Source organism: Rhodococcoides kyotonense (assembly GCF_900188125.1).
Taxonomy (GTDB): domain Bacteria; phylum Actinomycetota; class Actinomycetes; order Mycobacteriales; family Mycobacteriaceae; genus Rhodococcoides; species Rhodococcoides kyotonense.
Genome location: NZ_FZOW01000007.1, coordinates 60,366 through 76,390 on the forward strand (window position 1 = coordinate 60,366; position 16,025 = coordinate 76,390).

Here is a 16,025-nt window from a genome sequence, read left to right on the forward strand (position 1 = left end):
TCCATTTTTCGAAAGGCATTCTGCATGTCTGCGCCCAGCGCTACCCAACCCTCACGCGTGCCCGCCTGGGCCAAGTCGTTCGGGCCTCAGATCGTCGCCGGCCTCGTCCTGGGCGTGGTCATCGGCCTGATCGCGCGGTCGATGCCCGACGCCGCCGACGGCAACGAGAACTGGCTCGTCGGGACCGTCGCAACGATCGGATCCAGCTACGTCAAGCTGCTGACCGTCGCAGTCGTGCCGTTGGTGTTCACCGCGATCGTCAGCTCGATCGCCAACCTGCGCCAGGTCGCCAACGCGGCACGGCTGGCAGTTCAGACGCTGCTGTGGTTCGCGATCACCGCGTTCATCGCAGTGATCATCGGCATAGTGATCGGGCTCGTCGCACAGCCCGGTTCACGGACCGGAGTCGAGGCAACCTCGGCGAAGGATCCCAGCAGCGTCGGTTCCTGGTGGTCGTTCCTGACCGGCTTGGTGCCCAACAACTTCTTCGCCCTGGGATCCAAGACGTCGGTGACCACCGAGGCCGCCGGTGACGGATTCGCAAGCACCGCAACCACTTCGCTGAGCTTCAACATCCTCCAGTTGTTGGTCATCGCTGCCGCGATCGGAATCGCGGCGTTGAAGATCGGCGAGAAGGCGGAGCCGTTCCTGGCGTTCAACGCATCACTCCTCGCGATCGTGCAGAAGGTCCTGTGGTGGATCATCCGCCTCGCACCCATCGGCACGGCCGCACTCATCGCCAATGCCGTTGCCACGTACGGCTGGGACGCAATCGGTTCCCTCGGCGTGTTCACGGTGTCGATCTACATCGGCCTCGCGATCGTGTTCTTCGTCGTGTACCCGATCATCGTTCGGGCTCATGGTCTTTCGGTCCGTCAGTTCTTCTCGGGCGTATGGCCTGCCACGCAGCTCGGCTTCGTCTCACGCTCCTCGATCGGCACGCTGCCGTTGACCGAGCGCGTCACCGAGCGCAATCTCGGCGTCCCGCGTGAGTACGCGTCCTTCGCCGTTCCGCTGGGAGCAACGACCAAGATGGACGGTTGCGCGGCAATCTATCCCGCGATCGCGGCCATCTTCGTTGCCCAGTTCTACGGCGTCGGACTGACGTTCACCGATTACCTGCTGATCATCGTCGTATCCGTGATCGGTTCGGCCGCAACGGCAGGTACCACAGGAGCCACCGTCATGCTGACGCTGACACTGTCCACGCTCGGACTACCGCTCGCCGGCGTCGGACTGCTCCTCGCCGTCGAACCGATCGTCGACATGGGCCGCACGGCAGTCAACGTCACCGGACAGGCGCTCGTGCCTGCGATCGTCGCCAAGCGCGAAGGGATTCTCGACGAGGCTCGCTACAACAGTCCGCGCAACGGCGACCCGTTCGCTGATGACGACGTCACTCCAGCCGACGCCGAGTTGGCAAGGTAGTCAACAGAATTCCCCCTCATCGATGGTCCGCGGCAACCGATCGAACGTTGCCGCGGGCCATCGATGCTTCGTATTCACCGCCGGGATAGGCTGACCACCATGGGATCCAAGGGACCGGCAAGTCGGGGACAGAAGCGCGCAGCCAAGATCAAGGCACGTCAGCGCCGCCAGCAGACCCCCGTGGGACGCACACCCTCCGTTCCGTCCGGCGTCCTCGACGACTTCAGCGTCTGGCTCCACGACGGCGAGATGGCCGAACACGCGGACAGGGTCGTCGGGCTTCTCCGCACCACGTTGTCTCAGATGCTCAAGGCCAACCCGGACTTCTCGGTCACGTCGTGGACACCCAACGACGCACACTTCCTCGTCGACGCAGTCGAGCGCATCGAGGATTCCGATGCCGAGAACGGTGCCGCAGCGGCAACCAACATCGTTCTGACGGTCCTCGAATTCCTCACGTTCCTCGACGAGACGGACGCGTGGACCGGATCCGACGACGACTTCTCGCACTGCATGGAAGACCTCACCGACTTCATCGACAACGACCCCGATGTCCTGGACCCGGAAGACATCGAGTTGCCCGACGTGTCCGTCGAGGACGAGTCGGCGGCATTGCTCGCGTTGCCGCTCGTCGCCGGCGTCGATGCACTCGTCGAACGCGTCGGTTCGGGCGTAGCGGTGTCGGATGTGCCGGAACTGTCGGCGGCGCTCGACGACCTCGATTCCCATGACGCCGGTCCCGCGGACATCACCGCCCTCGATCACTGGGCCGTCGCGTTCGCGTCGGACATCCTGGCGGTCGACGGCAGCGACGTCACACGGGGGCCGAGCATCGAAGGGTTCCGCTCGCGTCAGACCGACAGTTTGCGCGACCTTCTCACGCATCACATTCGACACCAGCTCACGCTCAGCGAAGAGGACGTGTCGATGGGGTTGGCCAACACGTTCGCCGTGCAGACACTGCTGGCAGCGATGACGGACGACCTTCCTCTCGACAATGCCGACGAGGACTACGAGGGCCTGGAAGACGAGGACCTGCGCACCGCCCAGCTGATCGACTACCGCGTGCGTTCGCTCCAGGAGCAAGGCATCCTCACCCGCAACGGCGATTCGCTGGAGGTTCCGGCCGCTCTTCGTCGCGCCGTTCTTGCAGGTGTCGAACTCGCGGAGCCGTTCGGAGACGAGGACCCGTCGGAAGCATCATGATCGGTCTGTAACGGTGGCGGCGTCTTCACCGACATGGTGCTCGGAATTCGAAGAATAGCCGTGAAGCAGCCCTCGGCAGTCGACCTCCCGCTTCGAGCCCCTCGGTCGATCTCGGTGGACCTGCGGTGCTCACGCGCCGCATCACCAGCCCGATTCGAGGACCCCTCATGACCGATCCATTCTCACAGCCCTACGTCTTCCCCGGCGCCGACCGCCCGAAGCGTTCACGACCTCGACTCGGCAAGATCGTCGGGTGGGTCGCGCTCGTCGTCGGCGTCCTGTTCGTACTGGCGTCCCTGATCGACTTCTCTTTCGCCGGCCTGGTCGTAGGGCTGTGCGCGGCCGCCGCCGGTGGCCTGTACCTGTTCGCCGATCCGTCGAAGGGTCGCATCGTCTGGGCGACGCCGGCGATCGCCACTCTCCCGGCGCTGATCGCGTTCGGAATCTCGACGCCCACGCCCGAACCCGAGGAGACGCCGACAGCGGCGGCATTCGCGGCACCTGCCATCGCGGACGTCTCGACGACGACCGCACGTCCGACGACGACGGTTCCCACGACTACTGCACCGACGACCGTGGCTCCCACGACGACCGTGCCGACGACTGTGGCTCCGACGCCGGAAACCGTCCCCGTCTACGTGCCGCCGCCGACGACTGAGTATGCCCCCGCGCCCGCCCCGGCCTACGTTCCCGAGCCGGAGCCCGTGTACGTCCCGCCTGCGCCTGTGGTTGCCGAGGCACCGTCGTACGTGTCGTACGCGAACTGCGCAGCGGTCAGGGCCGCAGGAGCCGCTCCGATCTACCGAGGCGAGCCCGGGTACAGCTCCAAGCTCGACCGTGACGGAGACGGCGTCGGCTGCGAGTAGCAAGTGCCCACGTGCACGAAAATACATAGCCCCTATGTATTTTCGTGCACGTGCGGCGGAGCCGCCTTCTTGTCGGACCCCATCACTACTGTCATTCACGACGGGCGGATCCAGCCGCCCATCGATGGGAGGGCATCCACATGAACGACCGACTCCAGGGTTCCATCGAGAGTGCGTGGGCCTCGTACACCGAAGAGCTGGCCACGTTCGTCCCCACCCTGCGTTCACGGGAAAGCATGCGCATCGTCGCCGAGTCCGGGCTCGATCGCGGTGACGGCGATGCACCGTGGGTTCACGTGCAGCGCACGGACGACGCCCTGGAGTCCGCGGCCGTACTTGCCGGTTACCTGTACGACGGCGTCGAACCGGCCGTCGGCAACGACGACCTGCTCGTCCAACTCGGCTGGACCGAACCGGGCGAACATACCGAGCACTCCGGGCTTGTCACCAGACTGATGACTCGACCCGCAAGCGGCGCAACGGAATTCGCCGAGCGGATCGTGCGGTTGTTCAGAGAGGTCTGGGCGGTGCCGCATCCGGCGTTCCTGTCGTCCGACGCCGACACACGCGACAAGCGTCAGTTCCGCACTGCTACGGACCGGCGACTTCCGGACACCACCGCGGTGCAACCCTTGGACATCGATCATCTGCGGGCGATCATTCTCGACACCGTCGTCGACGCACCTGGAATCGACGTCTCGCGAGAAACCAACGGCGACATCCGTATCGACGGTTTCGCTCTTCCGGTGCACATCTGCTTCGGTCCCGACGCCAATTCCGTGCGTCTGCACGCCCCTTTGGTCAGCGGCGTCGTCATGTCGACTGCGTTGTCGCGCAGGCTGTCTTGGCTCAACACCCGATGGCGGCACATCACGTTCGTCGTCGCAGGCGATCAACTGTTCGCCGACAGTTCTGTCGTGACGCAGACCTACGTGCCCCGACATGTGACGTCGATGCTCTACCACCTGGGATTGTTCGTGGACTCCGTCGACGCCGCGTTCGCCGCCGAACTCGAAGGCACCGTCTACGATCCCACTCACCGCCACGCCGAGCCGGTACCGACCGTCTCGTGGTCCGACGACAGCGGCACGCTCGGAACACTCCGCGCTGCATGCGAATTGACACGGGGTCCTGTCGACGCGGCCACCGTGGAAGCCCTGTGCCGCAAGCAGGACATCGGCGAGCTCATCGAGCGCGCCGAGTTCTCGGCGCAGCGATTCCGCGATCATGCACACCGACTAGGCGACGAGCGCAGGATCCGGGCGGCCGTGATGTGCGACGCCTTTGCCGTCAGCTGGACGTACGTCGCGGACAGTCTGAGCCGCGCTTTTCATCGGCCGCCGACACCGCCCAAGCCGCAACAGATCTCATTGTTCGACCACATGGAAGAACCCGCATTGTTCGATCTCTGAGTCAGATAACTCAACAATGCGCTAAGCTCGGCGGGTGGAGACGGACCAGATCGCGGACAAAGCTTTGACCGACTACCCCAGGCCGTCGGTCGCCGTCGACGTCGCTGTCCTGACGGTGCACGACGATGCCCTGAAGGTGGTGGTCGTTCCGTCTCCGCGAGGTGATGCCCTCCCCGGAACGTTTCTCCATCCGGGCGAACGACTCGCCGATGCCGCCGACCGAGCTCTGCGAACCAAAGCAGGCCTCGGCGGCCTGGATTTCCATCAGATCGGCATGTTCGACGCCCCGGACCGAGACGAGCGCGGCTGGGTCCTGTCGATGGCACATGGTGCAACGGTCGCGCCGGGCTCACTTACGACAAGCGTCGCATTGGTGGAGGTGCACAACGGTTCTCCGACAAGGCCGTTGGCGTTCGACCACGATGCCATGACTGCATTGTCCGTCGAGGACCTGCGTCGGCGATACGCGTCGAGCATCGATCCCGGGCATTTGCTCGGGGACACGTTCACGTTGCTCGAACTTCGGCGCCTCTACGAAGTCGTGTTCGACAACGAATTCGCCAAGGACACCTTTCGACGGCATGTCACGAGCGCACTCGAAGGCACAGGCGAGACGTCCATCGCCGGTGGCGGCCGACCGGCAGAGCTGTACCGACGCACGCCGGAGCCACGTCTGCCGGAGTCGGCCTCGGCGTTGTTTCGGAGTTAGCTCAGCAACCTTGACGTCAGTGCTGCGATTCTGCTGGAGAACGCAACCAGAGTGACCACCTCGACGCGCGTTGCGGCACCGGCCACGGCGGCAACCTGCTGCGCCACAGCATCATCCACCGGCCACCCGTAGGACCCGCCGGAGATCAGCGGAAACGACACAGTCTTGGCACCAACGCTATCCGCGACAGCGAGGCTGCGAACGTATGCAGACCGCAGAATTGCCGACCGGTCCTCGTGCGCCGAATACCGCGGGCCCACAGTGTGAACGACCCATCTCGCCGGCAGACGGCCTGCAGTCGTCGCAACGGCGGCCCCGGCCGCGAGTCCGTTCGGCAGCGAAGTGTTCCGCAACGTCTTGCATTCCGCCAAAATGTCCGGCCCGCCTGCGCGATGAACGGCGCCGTCGACTCCCCCTCCGCCCAGCAAGGTGGAATTGGCCGCGTTGACGATGGCGTCGACACGCAAGGTGGTGATGTCGCCGCGAACGACGTCGATGACGGTCATGGGCGTGCTCCTGCGATATCGGCGGCCAGTGCGACGAGGTCGTCGCCGGACAGGTTCGGATATCCGTGCAGCATCGAGCGCCACCGTGAGGGAACGGCCGACGCTCCCCAGCGGGCTCCGAGCAATCCACCTGCGATGGCCGCGGTGGTGTCGGTGTCGCCGCCGGCGAGTACGCACAGTTCGAGAGCGCGTACGAGATGCCCCGGTCCGTCCTGGTCGGCCCGTGTGATCGCGCACCACGCCGTCTGAACCGCGTGCACCACCCAGCCGTTGTTGTCGAAGTCCGACGGCTGACCGGCTTCCGCCTCGTCGAGTCGCTCCCGCCAGAAGTTCGCGGCGTCCCCTGCGGTGTCCAGCCACAGCCGTACGCCGTCGAAGGTCCCGTGGAGCACCGCGTGGCGGATCGCGAACGACCACATCGCGCACGCTTCACCGGCCTGCGGATCGGAGTGCGTCAGTGCACTGATGGCCTTGGCGGCTGCGGTGCAGTCGTCGGCGTCCGGGAGAAAGGCAAGCGCTACGGGCGCTGTGCGCATCAGCGAACCGTTTCCTCCGGTGCGCCCAGTCAAGGCCGCGGCCTTCGCCGTCATGTCGGCCGCCGACGGGCTGCGGTAGCCCAGGACCTTGCGCGTCTGAATGCCGACGTCGGCCGGATCGGTGTCGTACCAGGCAACGAAGTTCGCTGCGATCGCGTCGAGCCCGGCGGCGGTGCCGATGTCGGAGTCGCGAGCAGCGAGCGCAACTGCCGCAGCCATCGACGTGTCGTCGGTCCATTCCCCTGGTGCCCAATCGAAGGTGCCGCCGCCGATCATGTCGACGACTGTCCCCGGCGCGGGATGGGTGAATTCGTACCCTGCGCCCAGCGCGTCACCTGCGGCGGTCGCCAGAAGTACACCTGCGGCGCGGTCACTCTGCTCCGACGTCAGCTTCATTCGTTCTCCTTAGCTCGTTTCTGCGCTTACCTTAGCGCGACTTCGCGCAAAGCGTCAACCACTACCCCTCCCACGCAGACACACATACTCGCCGCACGAATTTTTCGGCATATACGCAGGCCAGACCGCTACTGAGAAATCGATCACGCTCGCGGCTTCCATTTGCTGATACTTCGAGTTACATTAAAAGCATGTTCGCCCCACGTAGGAGGAAGCGATGACACTGACGTCAGAAGATGGCACGATCTCGATCGACCCCGACGCGGAGACCGAGCAGTACAACGAGACTCTGCGGCTTCTGTCCGAGGGGTCGGTGCACAAGCACTTCGATCCCTACGTCGACATCGACTGGGAGTCCGCCGAGTTCGCGGTGACCGAGAACGATCGCCGCTGGATTCTTCCCACCAAGACCGATCCGATCGGTGGTCACGCCTGGTACCAGTCGCTGCCGGAGGACAAGCAGATCGCCATTGGCATGTGGCGTCAGGCCAACGTGGCCAAGGTCGGTCTGCAGTTCGAGAACATCCTGATCCGCGGCATGATGCAGTACGTCTTCTCGCTGCCCAACGGCTCTGCCGAGGCGCGATACTGTACTCACGAATCCATCGAAGAGTGCAACCACACGCTGATGTTCCAGGAGATGGTCAACCGCGTCGACGACGACGCCCCTGGCATGAGCCGGCCTATGAAGATGCTGTCGCCGATCATCCCGCTGTTCGCGTCGATCGCGCCTGAGCTCTTCTTCGTCGGAGTGCTCGCCGGCGAAGAGCCCATCGACCACATCCAGAAGTCCGTTCTGCGTTCGGGCGAGGAAATTCACCCGATCATGCAGGGCGTCATGGCCATTCACGTCGCCGAGGAAGCCCGTCACATCTCGTTCGCGCACCAGCTGCTTCGCCGTCGTGTCCCCAAGATGTCCAAGGTCGGCCGCTTCCTGTTGTCGCTCGCGTTCCCGATCGTCATGCGCGTCCTGTGCGACGCCATCGTGATCCCGCCGAAGCGATTCTGGAAGAAGTTCGACATCCCCACCCAGGTCAAGAAGGACCTGTTCTGGGAGTCGGACGCTGCGCAGCACACGCTGCAGGACTACTTCGGTGACGTGCGCATGCTGGCTACCGATACCAAGATGATGAGCCGTCCGGCGAAGCTGATGTGGAAGCTGTGCGGCATCGACGGCAGGGCATCGCGCTTCCGCAGCGAGCCGGACCGCAGCTCCAGCCAGTTCGCCGCCTGATCCTCCCCGTCTCTCACAGCGCCAGTTCTCTCCACAGCAGCGCCTGCCGTCAGGAATCGTCATGCCCCACGTTGTCACCCAGTCATGTTGCAGCGACGCGTCGTGCGTCTACGCATGTCCCGTCAACTGCATACATCCGACTCCGGACGAACCCGACTTCCTGACGGCAGAAATGCTGCACATCGACCCGGCATCGTGCGTCGACTGCGGCGCTTGCGTGTCGGCGTGTCCCGTCGATGCGATCGTCCCGAAGTCGAAGCTGACCGACAAGCAGCTTCCGTTCCTGACGATCAATGCCGACTTCTACAAGCAGGAGCGGCCGGCGAGGCCTCTTCTCGCACCGGTCTCTCCGGCACCGGCCGTCACCCGGGAACGGCAGCCGTTGCGGGTTGCGGTCGTCGGATCCGGCCCGTCGGCGATGTATGCGGCCGACGAGTTGCTGACGCAACCGGGCGTGAAAGTCGATGTCTACGATCGACTTCCGCAGCCGCACGGCTTGGCCCGTCTGGGTGTTGCGCCTGATCACGAGAAGACGCGGCAGGTGTCGCGACTGTTCGAGCAGATCTCGGCTCAGCCCGGTTTCCAGTTCCACCTCGGTGTCGAGGTCGGCAAGGATGTCACGCACGACGAACTGCTCGAGACGCATCACGCTGTCGTCTATGCGGTCGGTGCCTCGCGCGATCGTGAGCTGACCGTTCCGGGTGCCGATCTGCCAGGACGCACGTCGGCGACCGACTTCGTCGCCTGGTACAACGGTCACCCGGATCATTCGCACCGCCGTTACGACCTATCGCACAAGCGCGCAGTCGTCATCGGAAACGGCAACGTGGCACTCGACGTCGCACGCATTCTCACGATCGATCCCGAGAGGCTCGTCGGCACCAATGTCCCCAGTCATGTCCTGAAGGCGTTGCGCGAGTCCAACATCGAGGAAGTACTCGTCGTGGGACGACGCGGCGTCGCACAGTCGGCGTTCACGGTCCCCGAATTCGCTGGGCTGCTCAGCACTCCCGGCATCGACCTCTCGATCCACCGAGACGAAATCATGCTCGACGCGACTACCACGAGGCTCGCCGAGACCAACGATCTGCCTCACGCCGTCGCCCAGAAACTGCAGCTTCTCAGACAGGTCGACGACTCCTCCAGCAGCGACAACAAGCGCATCGTACTGCGATACCTGTTGTCACCCACGCGAATTCTCGGAGACACGGCCGTCACCGGTGTCGAGTTCGACCGCATGACGCTCGAGACAGACGAGAACGGCGCTGTGCTCAGCATTGTCACCGGCGAGAAGGAGTCCATCGACGCCGGGCTCGTTCTCACGTCGATCGGCTACCGCGGCGTCGCGCTGCCCGGTGTCCCGTTCGACGACCGACGCGGCGTCATTCCCAACGACGGCGGGCGTGTCCTCGACTCCCCCGGCGGCGCAACGGTTTCGGGATCGTACGTGACCGGGTGGATCAAACGCGGCCCGTCCGGCTTCATCGGTACCAACAAGTCGTGTGCACAGGAAACCGTTCGCAACCTGGTCGACGACTTCAACGACGGCAGCCTGCGCGACATCGATGTGAGCGCGACGCCTCGGCGGTGGCGGCTCCGCCGCTCGTGAGTGAAAATGTATAGAGGGGTACACATTTCCACTCACGAGGGGTAATGGCTCAGTCCGGAATCATGTCGAACGTGTCCGGGTTCGGGCCGTTGCGCCCGTCCTCACCACGATCGAGTGCAGTGATAGCGGAAATGTCGGACTCGTCCAACTCGAAATCGAAGATGTCGAAATTCGACTTCACTCGGTCGGGGGTCACCGACTTCGGGAAGATGATGTCCCCTCGCTGCAGATGCCACCGCAATACCACCTGCGCAGTCGACTTGCCTGCAGCTTCTGCGATCTTCTCGATCGCAGGATCGTCGAGCACCTTGCCTTGCGCGATCGGAGACCACGCTTCCACGGCGATCGCATTGTTGCGGCTGTGGCTTCGCGCTTCCTCGTTGACGAAGTACGGGTGCACCTCGATCTGGTTGACGGCCGGAACCGTCTCCGTCTCCTTCGCCAGCCGCTCCAGGTGCGCCGGTTGGAAGTTGGACACGCCTATCGACCGTGCGCGGCCGTCCTTCGCGAATTCCTCCAACGTCTTCCATGTCGACACGAAGTCTCCGTCGTATCGGGTGGGTAGCGGCCAATGGATGAGGAACAGATCGAGATAGTCCGTACCCAGGTCCTTCAAGGTCTGGTCGAATGCTCGACGCGCATCGTTGGGCGCGTGAAATCCGTTGTTCAGCTTGCTCGTGACGAACACATCTGCCCTGTCGACGCCCGCGTCGCGGATGCCCTGCCCGACTTCCTTCTCGTTGCCGTACATCTCGGCGGTATCGATGTGCCGGTACCCGATGTCGAGCGCCGTCCGGACTGCTGCGGCCGTCTTGTCCGGGTCGATCTGAAAGACACCGAACCCGAGCTGTGGAATGGTCTTGCCGTCGTTCAAGGTGATGGTGGGTACAACGCTCACGTGATTTATCTCCGTTCGTCTTCGAGTACGTCTGCTCGAGTACCCACGACAGCCGGATCTACACGGCAGAAGTGCAGCAGGCGAGATCCGTTGGTCACGAATGTGTCGGTGCCCACTGATACAACTTCCCCGACACCGACTCCAGCCCCTCACTGGCGTCGACGAGCATCTCTACGAGGGGAATCACATGGGCGTCCACGACATCACCCGCACCGCGACGTTGCCTCGCGAACACCGCCGCAGCATCGACATCGACACATTGATGGCGTCCGGCATTCAGCTCGCCTCGGACCCGCTGACGACGAACAGCGCATTGTCCGCGTTCGTCGACCGAATGATTCGGCTCGAATCGAACATGACGTCCATGCTCCTGACCTCCGAGTGTGGCGCCTACTCCGTGGAAGTTTTGGACGCGGTATTCGAGCGCGGTTGGCAGCCAGCAGAATTGGTACACGTCCTCGGCCGCAGCACCGTCAAGTCCGCGCCACAGATGGCTGTCTCGCTCATCGCAGAGCACGCTCGCCGGACGCGAGCCATGTCCACTGCGCCCGATGAATGGAAGGCACAACTGCTGGAGCTCGGCGTCGACCCAGGAACCGATCTCGCACGGTTTCGCGCAGTCAGCAGCTTGAATCCACGTACTTTCTGGACGAGCCTGTTCCGCCTTCTGGCCAGTGTGCGCCGCCTACGCGACATGGTGGAGGTGGGTCCCCCGCCGTCCCGGTGGGGCGAATCGCAGCCCCCATCGCAAGGTGCCGACGCCAAGGTACTGCACCGAATTCGCGCGCTGCTGGCCAAAGCCGAATCATCCACGTTCTCAGCGGAACGCGAGACGTTCTCGGCCAAGGCACAAGAGCTGATGACGGAGTATTCCATCGATACGGCCGTCCTGAGCCAGCGCGGCGATGATCCTGCGGACGGGGTCATCACACGACGATTCACGGTGTCCAATCCCTACGTCGACGCCAAGATGAAGCTTTTGTCCTCGGTCGCGGGCCCGAACGGAGTGAGGACAGTCTGGTACAAGCGGTTAGGGCTCATTGCGGTGATCGGAATGCCCGTCGATATCGAACTGTCCGAGTTGCTGTACACGTCGCTGCTGGTTCAGTCAGCTCAGGATCTCGAGCGCGTGGGGACGCATTCGGGCCTGCGGTCCAAGGGATTTCGACGATCGTTTCTCTTCGGTTATGCCGATCGAATCCGGGAACGCCTGAACGAGGCGCGTGTACGAGCTCAGAACAGTGCAAGCGAGCGTTACGGCACCGCCCTCGTCCCTCTGTTCCAGAAGCGCGATCAGGCCGTGGCGTCGATGGTGGACGAGCTGTTTCCCAACTTGAAAACCACCCGCACGTCCATGTCGAACACCAGCGGATGGGGATATGGCAGACAAGCCGCAGAGAGTGCCGACATCACCGGTGGCCGCGAGCAGCTCGACGAGACGGAGGGGCCCAGGTAAGTGTTGATACTTAGCCCTTGCGCGAATCGTCTTCACCACCGCACTAGTCGCCGGGTGGCGTCCGGCGACCGATCCATTCATCACCGCCACCCTCACGTTCGCCGACCACCCCGACGGCACCGAGTACATCGCACGGGTGATGCACAAGAACGCCGCCGACGCGGCTACCCACCGTGAGCTCGGCTTCTACGACGGATGGGGAACGGTCACTCGACAATTGGCCGAACTCACCGAAATCGCCGAGGCCGGGTGATATGCACGACGTATGACGAAGTGGCGAATGGTGGCGGCGGCAATCGGGACGTCGATGGCGTTGTCGACAACTGCAGGATGCACCACGGACGGCACAGCGACTGCCTCCGACGATGCAACCCCGACGTCGGTCGTTCAGACCTCACAGGCCAAGCCGTCACGAACCGAGGCCACTACCACCCCACAGCCCACCCCGTACGCCTTCACCGCCGCACGGGTTTCCGGGTCCACCGACCGCGTCGACTACGACGTGAACATCCCTCAGATCACAGGCGGCGACGATGCCGTCGTCGCCGAGTTCAACGAGTCGATGCGCGCTGCGCTGCAGGATCAGATCGACGGTTACGGCCAATCGCGCTTCACCTTGTCCGACGCCCGGCCAGGGCCGACCTACGTGGGCGACAGCGTCGTCGCCGCCGTACTGAACACATCCTGGGACGCGAATCCCCCTGGCGCGCACCCGACCTACATCATCGCGACCGTCACGGTGAACACCGAGAACGCCACCCCGGTCACATTGGAGGATCTCTTCCCCGACCTGCAAGCGGGCCTGCAACGACTGTCCGAGCAGTCTGCGCTCCTCTTGCCGAACACAGCCGCGGGCGACGATTTCGAACGCACCGGCATCGAACCGATCGAGAGCAACTTCGCCAACTGGGTGCCCTCCGCCAGCGGCATGAACATCCGATTCGGTGACTACCAGGTCGGCCCACATGCGATCGGGCTCGTCGATGTCACCATCCCCTGGGCCACATTGGCTGACGTCGCCGATCCCTACACCGTCGGCGTGCTCAGCAGTTGAGCCTGCGAACGCACGCATAACGTCCTTCCATAGGGTTCGACGAGCGCTCGACGCGTCGACTGGGCGATCTACTGGCGTCACGATGCGACGGATTGTCGCGCTGACCCTTGACGTCGTCCCACATCACGCCTAACGTACAACCACATGGTTGTAGATGAGGACATCGACCGGCTGTTCCAGGCTTTCGCCGACTCGACCCGTCGGGACATCGTCTCGAAGGTCATCACCGGCGAGCATTCGGTCTCGGGATTGGCCGCTCATTACGCCATGAGTTTCGCCGCGGTGCAGAAGCATGTGGCGATCTTGGAACGCGCCTCCGTCGTCACGAAGGAGAAGCGTGGACGGGAGCAGATCGTGCGAATTCACTTGAACACCATAAGAAAAGCGCGAGGCCTGCTCGATGAGTACGAACTGATCTGGCGGCAACGCGTCGACCGGATTTCCGACATTCTCGACGAAGACGAGGAAGAGGGAGACACACGATGACTGTCATCAGCACGACCAAGAGTGTTCAGGATCTGAATTTCACGATCGTGGCCGAGTTCGACGCGAAAGTCGAACGCGTGTGGCAGATCTGGGAGGACCCGCGGAAGCTCGAGCGCTGGTGGGGTCCGCCGACATGGCCGGCGACGTTCGAAACGCTCGAGTTCCATGAGGGCGGCAAAGCCCACTACTACATGACCGGCCCGGACGGCGACAAAGCGCGTGGATGGTGGCGTATCACGTCGATCGACGCCCCTCGCCGGCTCGCGTTCGACGACGGTTTCGCCGACGACAACTGGGACCCGGTCGAGAACCTCGGTGTCACCAGAACTGCCGTTGCACTGGAGGACATCGACGGCCGCACGCGGATGACGACGACGGCGACCTTCGAGAACGCCGACCAGATGCAGAAGCTGATCGAGATGGGCATGGAAGAGGGTATGGGTCTGGCGATGGGCCAGATCGACGCCATCCTTGCAGCGTAGTCACGGTGTTCGCGTAGTCGGTGCCCGCGCCGACTACGCGAACACCTGGCGCCGTCAGGACGTTGCCCACACCCCCAGCTCGTTGCCGCTCGGATCGGTGAAGTGGAATCGACGCCCACCAGGAAACGGGTACGGACCGTTCACCACCGACCCGCCCGCCGAGGTCACCGCAGCGACGGATGCATCCAGGTCGTCGGAGTAGAGCAACACCAACGGCCCGCCCGCGGAGGCCGCTTCGGACACCTGAGCCAACCCGCCCACCTCGTCCCCATCGGCACCGATGACGCCCGCGTATTCCGGTCCGTATTCGTTGAAGCGCCAGCCGAAGGCTGCGCTGTAGAACGCCTGAGCCGCCGACAAATCGGTGACCGACAGCTCGACATAGTTCAATCGGTGATGTGCATTCTCGGCCATGAGCCGACACTACCCATGTGCACGAAAATGCATAGCCTGCTATGCATTTTCGTGCACATGGGCGAAGCCCCTCACACGGACCCAGAACGCCAACGCGATCAGTGCGATCACTTCGGCGACGACGAGCAGTCGTTCCACGTACCCGAGGGTGACGGCCCGGTACCACGGCGTCGATGTCGTCATGCCGACGACGAGGGCGTACACGATCGGCGCGAGCGAAAGCACGGACAGCGCAGCCAATCCCAGCACGACGCGTGCCCACACTCGCCACCGCACATCACGAATCCACGGCAGCGCGAACGCGATCACTGCGACGGGGATGCTGACGAACGCCACCGCGGCGCCCAGGCGATGGATCGCTCCCCCGAGTCCCAGGGTCGCGTCGTTGCTCCAATCCTGTTTGGGGACGGCGACGACTGCTACGAGTCCCACCGTCCACAGAACCATCGCGCCTGCAGCCACCGACGACGCCCTCGCGAGCCCACTCCGCACGGCAGCCACCAACGTTGCGGCCGAACCAAGAGCCAACAGCAACACTCCGATCGTGAACACCCACTGCTGCGCACCGAGGCCGTATTCGCTGATCGTGCGACGTAGGTGCGCGGGATTGTTCGACGCCGTGTGCAGATCGAGAACGAGCACGACGACGGCTCCGAGAACGATCGAGGCAGCCCCCAACGAGGCCGGCCGAGGTATACGCGTCGAATCGAGAGTCACCCGATCCACTGTGCCCGAGAATCGGGACAAAGCACGTTCGACGACCGAAATCACAGTCGTCGAACGTTCGTCGAGGCCCTGGAACTAATACTCGACGCTGTACCAGTGCTCGACTTCCCCGGACAACCGGCGGAGCCGCACGCTGTCACCGCCCGGCCTCGAGAACAGCCTGACCCCGTCGCCGAGCAGGATGGGTGCAGTGAACACGAGGATCTCGTCGAGCAACTTCTCCTCGATGCATTGCCGCGCGACGTCGGCGCCGAGCACATTGACATACCTCTCACCGGCGGCGTCGCGCGCCGCGTCGACAGCACTGGGCAAGTCGGTGGCGACGGTCACCCCTGCCGGGGGTTCCGCCGGGGGTCGGTGCGTCAGCAGTACGACGGGACCGTCGTACTGGCCACCGAAGGCGCCTTCGTTGTCGGTGCCTCGGTTGGGGTCGTCGCCACCGAATGTGACGTTGCCGCACAGAATCGCGCCGACCTGCGCGAGCAAGCGGTCGGCGGTGTCGTTCTGCTCGCCGACGTACTCGCTCAACCAGGACATGTCACCGCCTGGTCCCGCGATGAATCCGTCGAGCGACATCGTCGCCGAGTACAACAGCTTGGCCATGTCA

At 63.8% G+C, this 16,025-nt stretch carries 18 protein-coding genes; 12 read left to right on the plus strand and 6 right to left on the minus strand.

Translation table 11 applies throughout. The features are described 5' to 3' along the window. Nucleotides 1-24 precede the first annotated feature (24 nt). The 5 genes from CHB96_RS13205 to CHB96_RS13225 all read left to right on the plus strand — a co-directional run bounded on the left by CHB96_RS13205 (nucleotide 25) and on the right by CHB96_RS13225 (nucleotide 5,621). The gene (locus CHB96_RS13205) at nucleotides 25-1,428 is read left to right on the plus strand and encodes a dicarboxylate/amino acid:cation symporter (protein WP_089246879.1); all 1,404 of its coding nucleotides are present in this window, start codon (nucleotides 25-27) and stop codon (nucleotides 1,426-1,428) included. Nucleotides 1,429-1,527: 99 nt separating this feature from the next. Then, nucleotides 1,528-2,634: a hypothetical protein gene (locus CHB96_RS13210; protein WP_245865612.1), complete on the plus strand. Its 1,107-nt coding sequence runs from the start codon at nucleotides 1,528-1,530 to the stop codon at nucleotides 2,632-2,634. Nucleotides 2,635-2,801: 167 nt separating this feature from the next. Continuing rightward, the gene (locus tag CHB96_RS13215; protein ID WP_089247302.1) at nucleotides 2,802-3,500 is read left to right on the plus strand and encodes an excalibur calcium-binding domain-containing protein; all 699 of its coding nucleotides are present in this window, start codon (nucleotides 2,802-2,804) and stop codon (nucleotides 3,498-3,500) included. A gap of 140 nt (nucleotides 3,501-3,640) precedes the next feature. Next, nucleotides 3,641-4,912, plus strand: coding sequence for a T3SS (YopN, CesT) and YbjN peptide-binding chaperone 1 (locus CHB96_RS13220; RefSeq protein WP_089246881.1), 1,272 nt, complete (start codon nucleotides 3,641-3,643; stop codon nucleotides 4,910-4,912). 34 nt (nucleotides 4,913-4,946) lie between these two features. Further along, complete coding sequence (locus CHB96_RS13225; RefSeq protein ID WP_245865614.1) at nucleotides 4,947-5,621, plus strand: NUDIX hydrolase; 675 nt, start codon at nucleotides 4,947-4,949, stop codon at nucleotides 5,619-5,621. On the opposite strand, the gene CHB96_RS13230 is transcribed toward CHB96_RS13225, so the two are convergent. Together CHB96_RS13230 and CHB96_RS13235 are read right to left on the minus strand one after the other, a co-directional pair. Next, nucleotides 5,618-6,127, minus strand: coding sequence for an O-acetyl-ADP-ribose deacetylase (locus CHB96_RS13230; protein ID WP_089246883.1), 510 nt, complete (start codon nucleotides 6,125-6,127; stop codon nucleotides 5,618-5,620). The genes CHB96_RS13225 and CHB96_RS13230 overlap by 4 nt on opposite strands. Then, a complete protein-coding gene (locus tag CHB96_RS13235; RefSeq protein WP_089246885.1) occupies nucleotides 6,124-7,059 on the minus strand; it encodes an ADP-ribosylglycohydrolase family protein in 936 nt (311 codons plus the stop codon). Before CHB96_RS13235 ends, CHB96_RS13230 begins: the two co-directional genes overlap by 4 nt. 217 nt (nucleotides 7,060-7,276) lie before the next feature. Between CHB96_RS13235 and CHB96_RS13240 the strand changes: the two genes are divergently transcribed. Together CHB96_RS13240 and CHB96_RS13245 are read left to right on the plus strand one after the other, a co-directional pair. Next, nucleotides 7,277-8,293 carry an AurF N-oxygenase family protein gene (locus CHB96_RS13240; RefSeq protein ID WP_089246887.1) on the plus strand — a complete coding sequence of 339 codons (1,017 nt, stop codon included), beginning with the start codon at nucleotides 7,277-7,279 and terminating at the stop codon, nucleotides 8,291-8,293. A 61-nt stretch (nucleotides 8,294-8,354) separates the two neighbouring features. Then, on the plus strand, nucleotides 8,355-9,902 hold the full coding sequence (locus CHB96_RS13245) for an FAD-dependent oxidoreductase (RefSeq protein WP_176444283.1): 1,548 nt from the start codon (nucleotides 8,355-8,357) through the stop codon (nucleotides 9,900-9,902). 49 nt (nucleotides 9,903-9,951) lie between these two features. Here the strand turns inward: CHB96_RS13245 and CHB96_RS13250 are convergent, their stop codons facing one another. Then, entirely contained in the window at nucleotides 9,952-10,800 is an 849-nt protein-coding gene (locus CHB96_RS13250) for an aldo/keto reductase (protein WP_089246891.1), read from the minus strand. Between the two features lie 187 nt (nucleotides 10,801-10,987). Here CHB96_RS13250 and CHB96_RS13255 point away from each other — a divergent pair, with 187 nt between their 5' ends. From CHB96_RS13255 to CHB96_RS13275, 5 genes are all read left to right on the plus strand, one after another. Next, nucleotides 10,988-12,256, plus strand: coding sequence for a DUF2786 domain-containing protein (locus tag CHB96_RS13255; protein ID WP_089246893.1), 1,269 nt, complete (start codon nucleotides 10,988-10,990; stop codon nucleotides 12,254-12,256). A 25-nt stretch (nucleotides 12,257-12,281) separates the two neighbouring features. After that, the gene (locus tag CHB96_RS13260) at nucleotides 12,282-12,509 is read left to right on the plus strand and encodes an SRPBCC domain-containing protein (RefSeq protein ID WP_281254421.1); all 228 of its coding nucleotides are present in this window, start codon (nucleotides 12,282-12,284) and stop codon (nucleotides 12,507-12,509) included. 12 nt (nucleotides 12,510-12,521) lie between these two features. Further along, nucleotides 12,522-13,310, plus strand: coding sequence for an RsiV family protein (locus CHB96_RS13265; protein ID WP_089246895.1), 789 nt, complete (start codon nucleotides 12,522-12,524; stop codon nucleotides 13,308-13,310). 144 nt (nucleotides 13,311-13,454) lie between these two features. After that, nucleotides 13,455-13,796 carry an ArsR/SmtB family transcription factor gene (locus CHB96_RS13270; RefSeq protein ID WP_089246897.1) on the plus strand — a complete coding sequence of 114 codons (342 nt, stop codon included), beginning with the start codon at nucleotides 13,455-13,457 and terminating at the stop codon, nucleotides 13,794-13,796. Continuing rightward, entirely contained in the window at nucleotides 13,793-14,278 is a 486-nt protein-coding gene (locus CHB96_RS13275) for an SRPBCC family protein (protein ID WP_089246899.1), read from the plus strand. The genes CHB96_RS13270 and CHB96_RS13275 overlap by 4 nt, the downstream gene beginning before the upstream one ends. Before the next feature lie 54 nt (nucleotides 14,279-14,332). On the opposite strand, the gene CHB96_RS13280 is transcribed toward CHB96_RS13275, so the two are convergent. The 3 genes from CHB96_RS13280 to CHB96_RS13290 form a co-directional block, all read right to left on the minus strand. Continuing rightward, nucleotides 14,333-14,692, minus strand: a complete 360-nt coding sequence (locus tag CHB96_RS13280; protein ID WP_089246901.1) for a VOC family protein — start codon at nucleotides 14,690-14,692, stop codon at nucleotides 14,333-14,335. A gap of 39 nt (nucleotides 14,693-14,731) precedes the next feature. Continuing rightward, nucleotides 14,732-15,409 carry a DUF998 domain-containing protein gene (locus CHB96_RS13285; RefSeq protein WP_245865618.1) on the minus strand — a complete coding sequence of 226 codons (678 nt, stop codon included), beginning with the start codon at nucleotides 15,407-15,409 and terminating at the stop codon, nucleotides 14,732-14,734. Nucleotides 15,410-15,493: 84 nt separating this feature from the next. Beyond that, the gene (locus CHB96_RS13290; protein WP_089246903.1) at nucleotides 15,494-16,021 is read right to left on the minus strand and encodes a dihydrofolate reductase family protein; all 528 of its coding nucleotides are present in this window, start codon (nucleotides 16,019-16,021) and stop codon (nucleotides 15,494-15,496) included. Nucleotides 16,022-16,025 lie beyond the last annotated feature (4 nt).

Excerpts from the sequence above, each read along its gene's own strand:
- CHB96_RS13205 (WP_089246879.1), top strand. The coding sequence starts at position 25 with ATGTCTGCGCCCAGCGCTACCCAACCCTCACGCGTGCCCGCCTGGGCC.
- CHB96_RS13210 (WP_245865612.1), top strand. The coding sequence starts at position 1,528 with ATGGGATCCAAGGGACCGGCAAGTCGGGGACAGAAGCGCGCAGCCAAG.
- CHB96_RS13215 (WP_089247302.1), top strand. The coding sequence starts at position 2,802 with ATGACCGATCCATTCTCACAGCCCTACGTCTTCCCCGGCGCCGACCGC.
- CHB96_RS13220 (WP_089246881.1), top strand. The coding sequence starts at position 3,641 with ATGAACGACCGACTCCAGGGTTCCATCGAGAGTGCGTGGGCCTCGTAC.
- CHB96_RS13230 (WP_089246883.1), bottom strand. The coding sequence starts at position 6,127 with ATGACCGTCATCGACGTCGTTCGCGGCGACATCACCACCTTGCGTGTC.
- CHB96_RS13235 (WP_089246885.1), bottom strand. The coding sequence starts at position 7,059 with ATGAAGCTGACGTCGGAGCAGAGTGACCGCGCCGCAGGTGTACTTCTG.
- CHB96_RS13240 (WP_089246887.1), top strand. The coding sequence starts at position 7,277 with ATGACACTGACGTCAGAAGATGGCACGATCTCGATCGACCCCGACGCG.
- CHB96_RS13245 (WP_176444283.1), top strand. The coding sequence starts at position 8,355 with ATGCCCCACGTTGTCACCCAGTCATGTTGCAGCGACGCGTCGTGCGTC.
- CHB96_RS13255 (WP_089246893.1), top strand. The coding sequence starts at position 10,988 with ATGGGCGTCCACGACATCACCCGCACCGCGACGTTGCCTCGCGAACAC.
- CHB96_RS13265 (WP_089246895.1), top strand. The coding sequence starts at position 12,522 with ATGACGAAGTGGCGAATGGTGGCGGCGGCAATCGGGACGTCGATGGCG.
- CHB96_RS13270 (WP_089246897.1), top strand. The coding sequence starts at position 13,455 with ATGGTTGTAGATGAGGACATCGACCGGCTGTTCCAGGCTTTCGCCGAC.
- CHB96_RS13275 (WP_089246899.1), top strand. The coding sequence starts at position 13,793 with ATGACTGTCATCAGCACGACCAAGAGTGTTCAGGATCTGAATTTCACG.
- CHB96_RS13280 (WP_089246901.1), bottom strand. The coding sequence starts at position 14,692 with ATGGCCGAGAATGCACATCACCGATTGAACTATGTCGAGCTGTCGGTC.
- CHB96_RS13290 (WP_089246903.1), bottom strand. The coding sequence starts at position 16,021 with ATGGCCAAGCTGTTGTACTCGGCGACGATGTCGCTCGACGGATTCATC.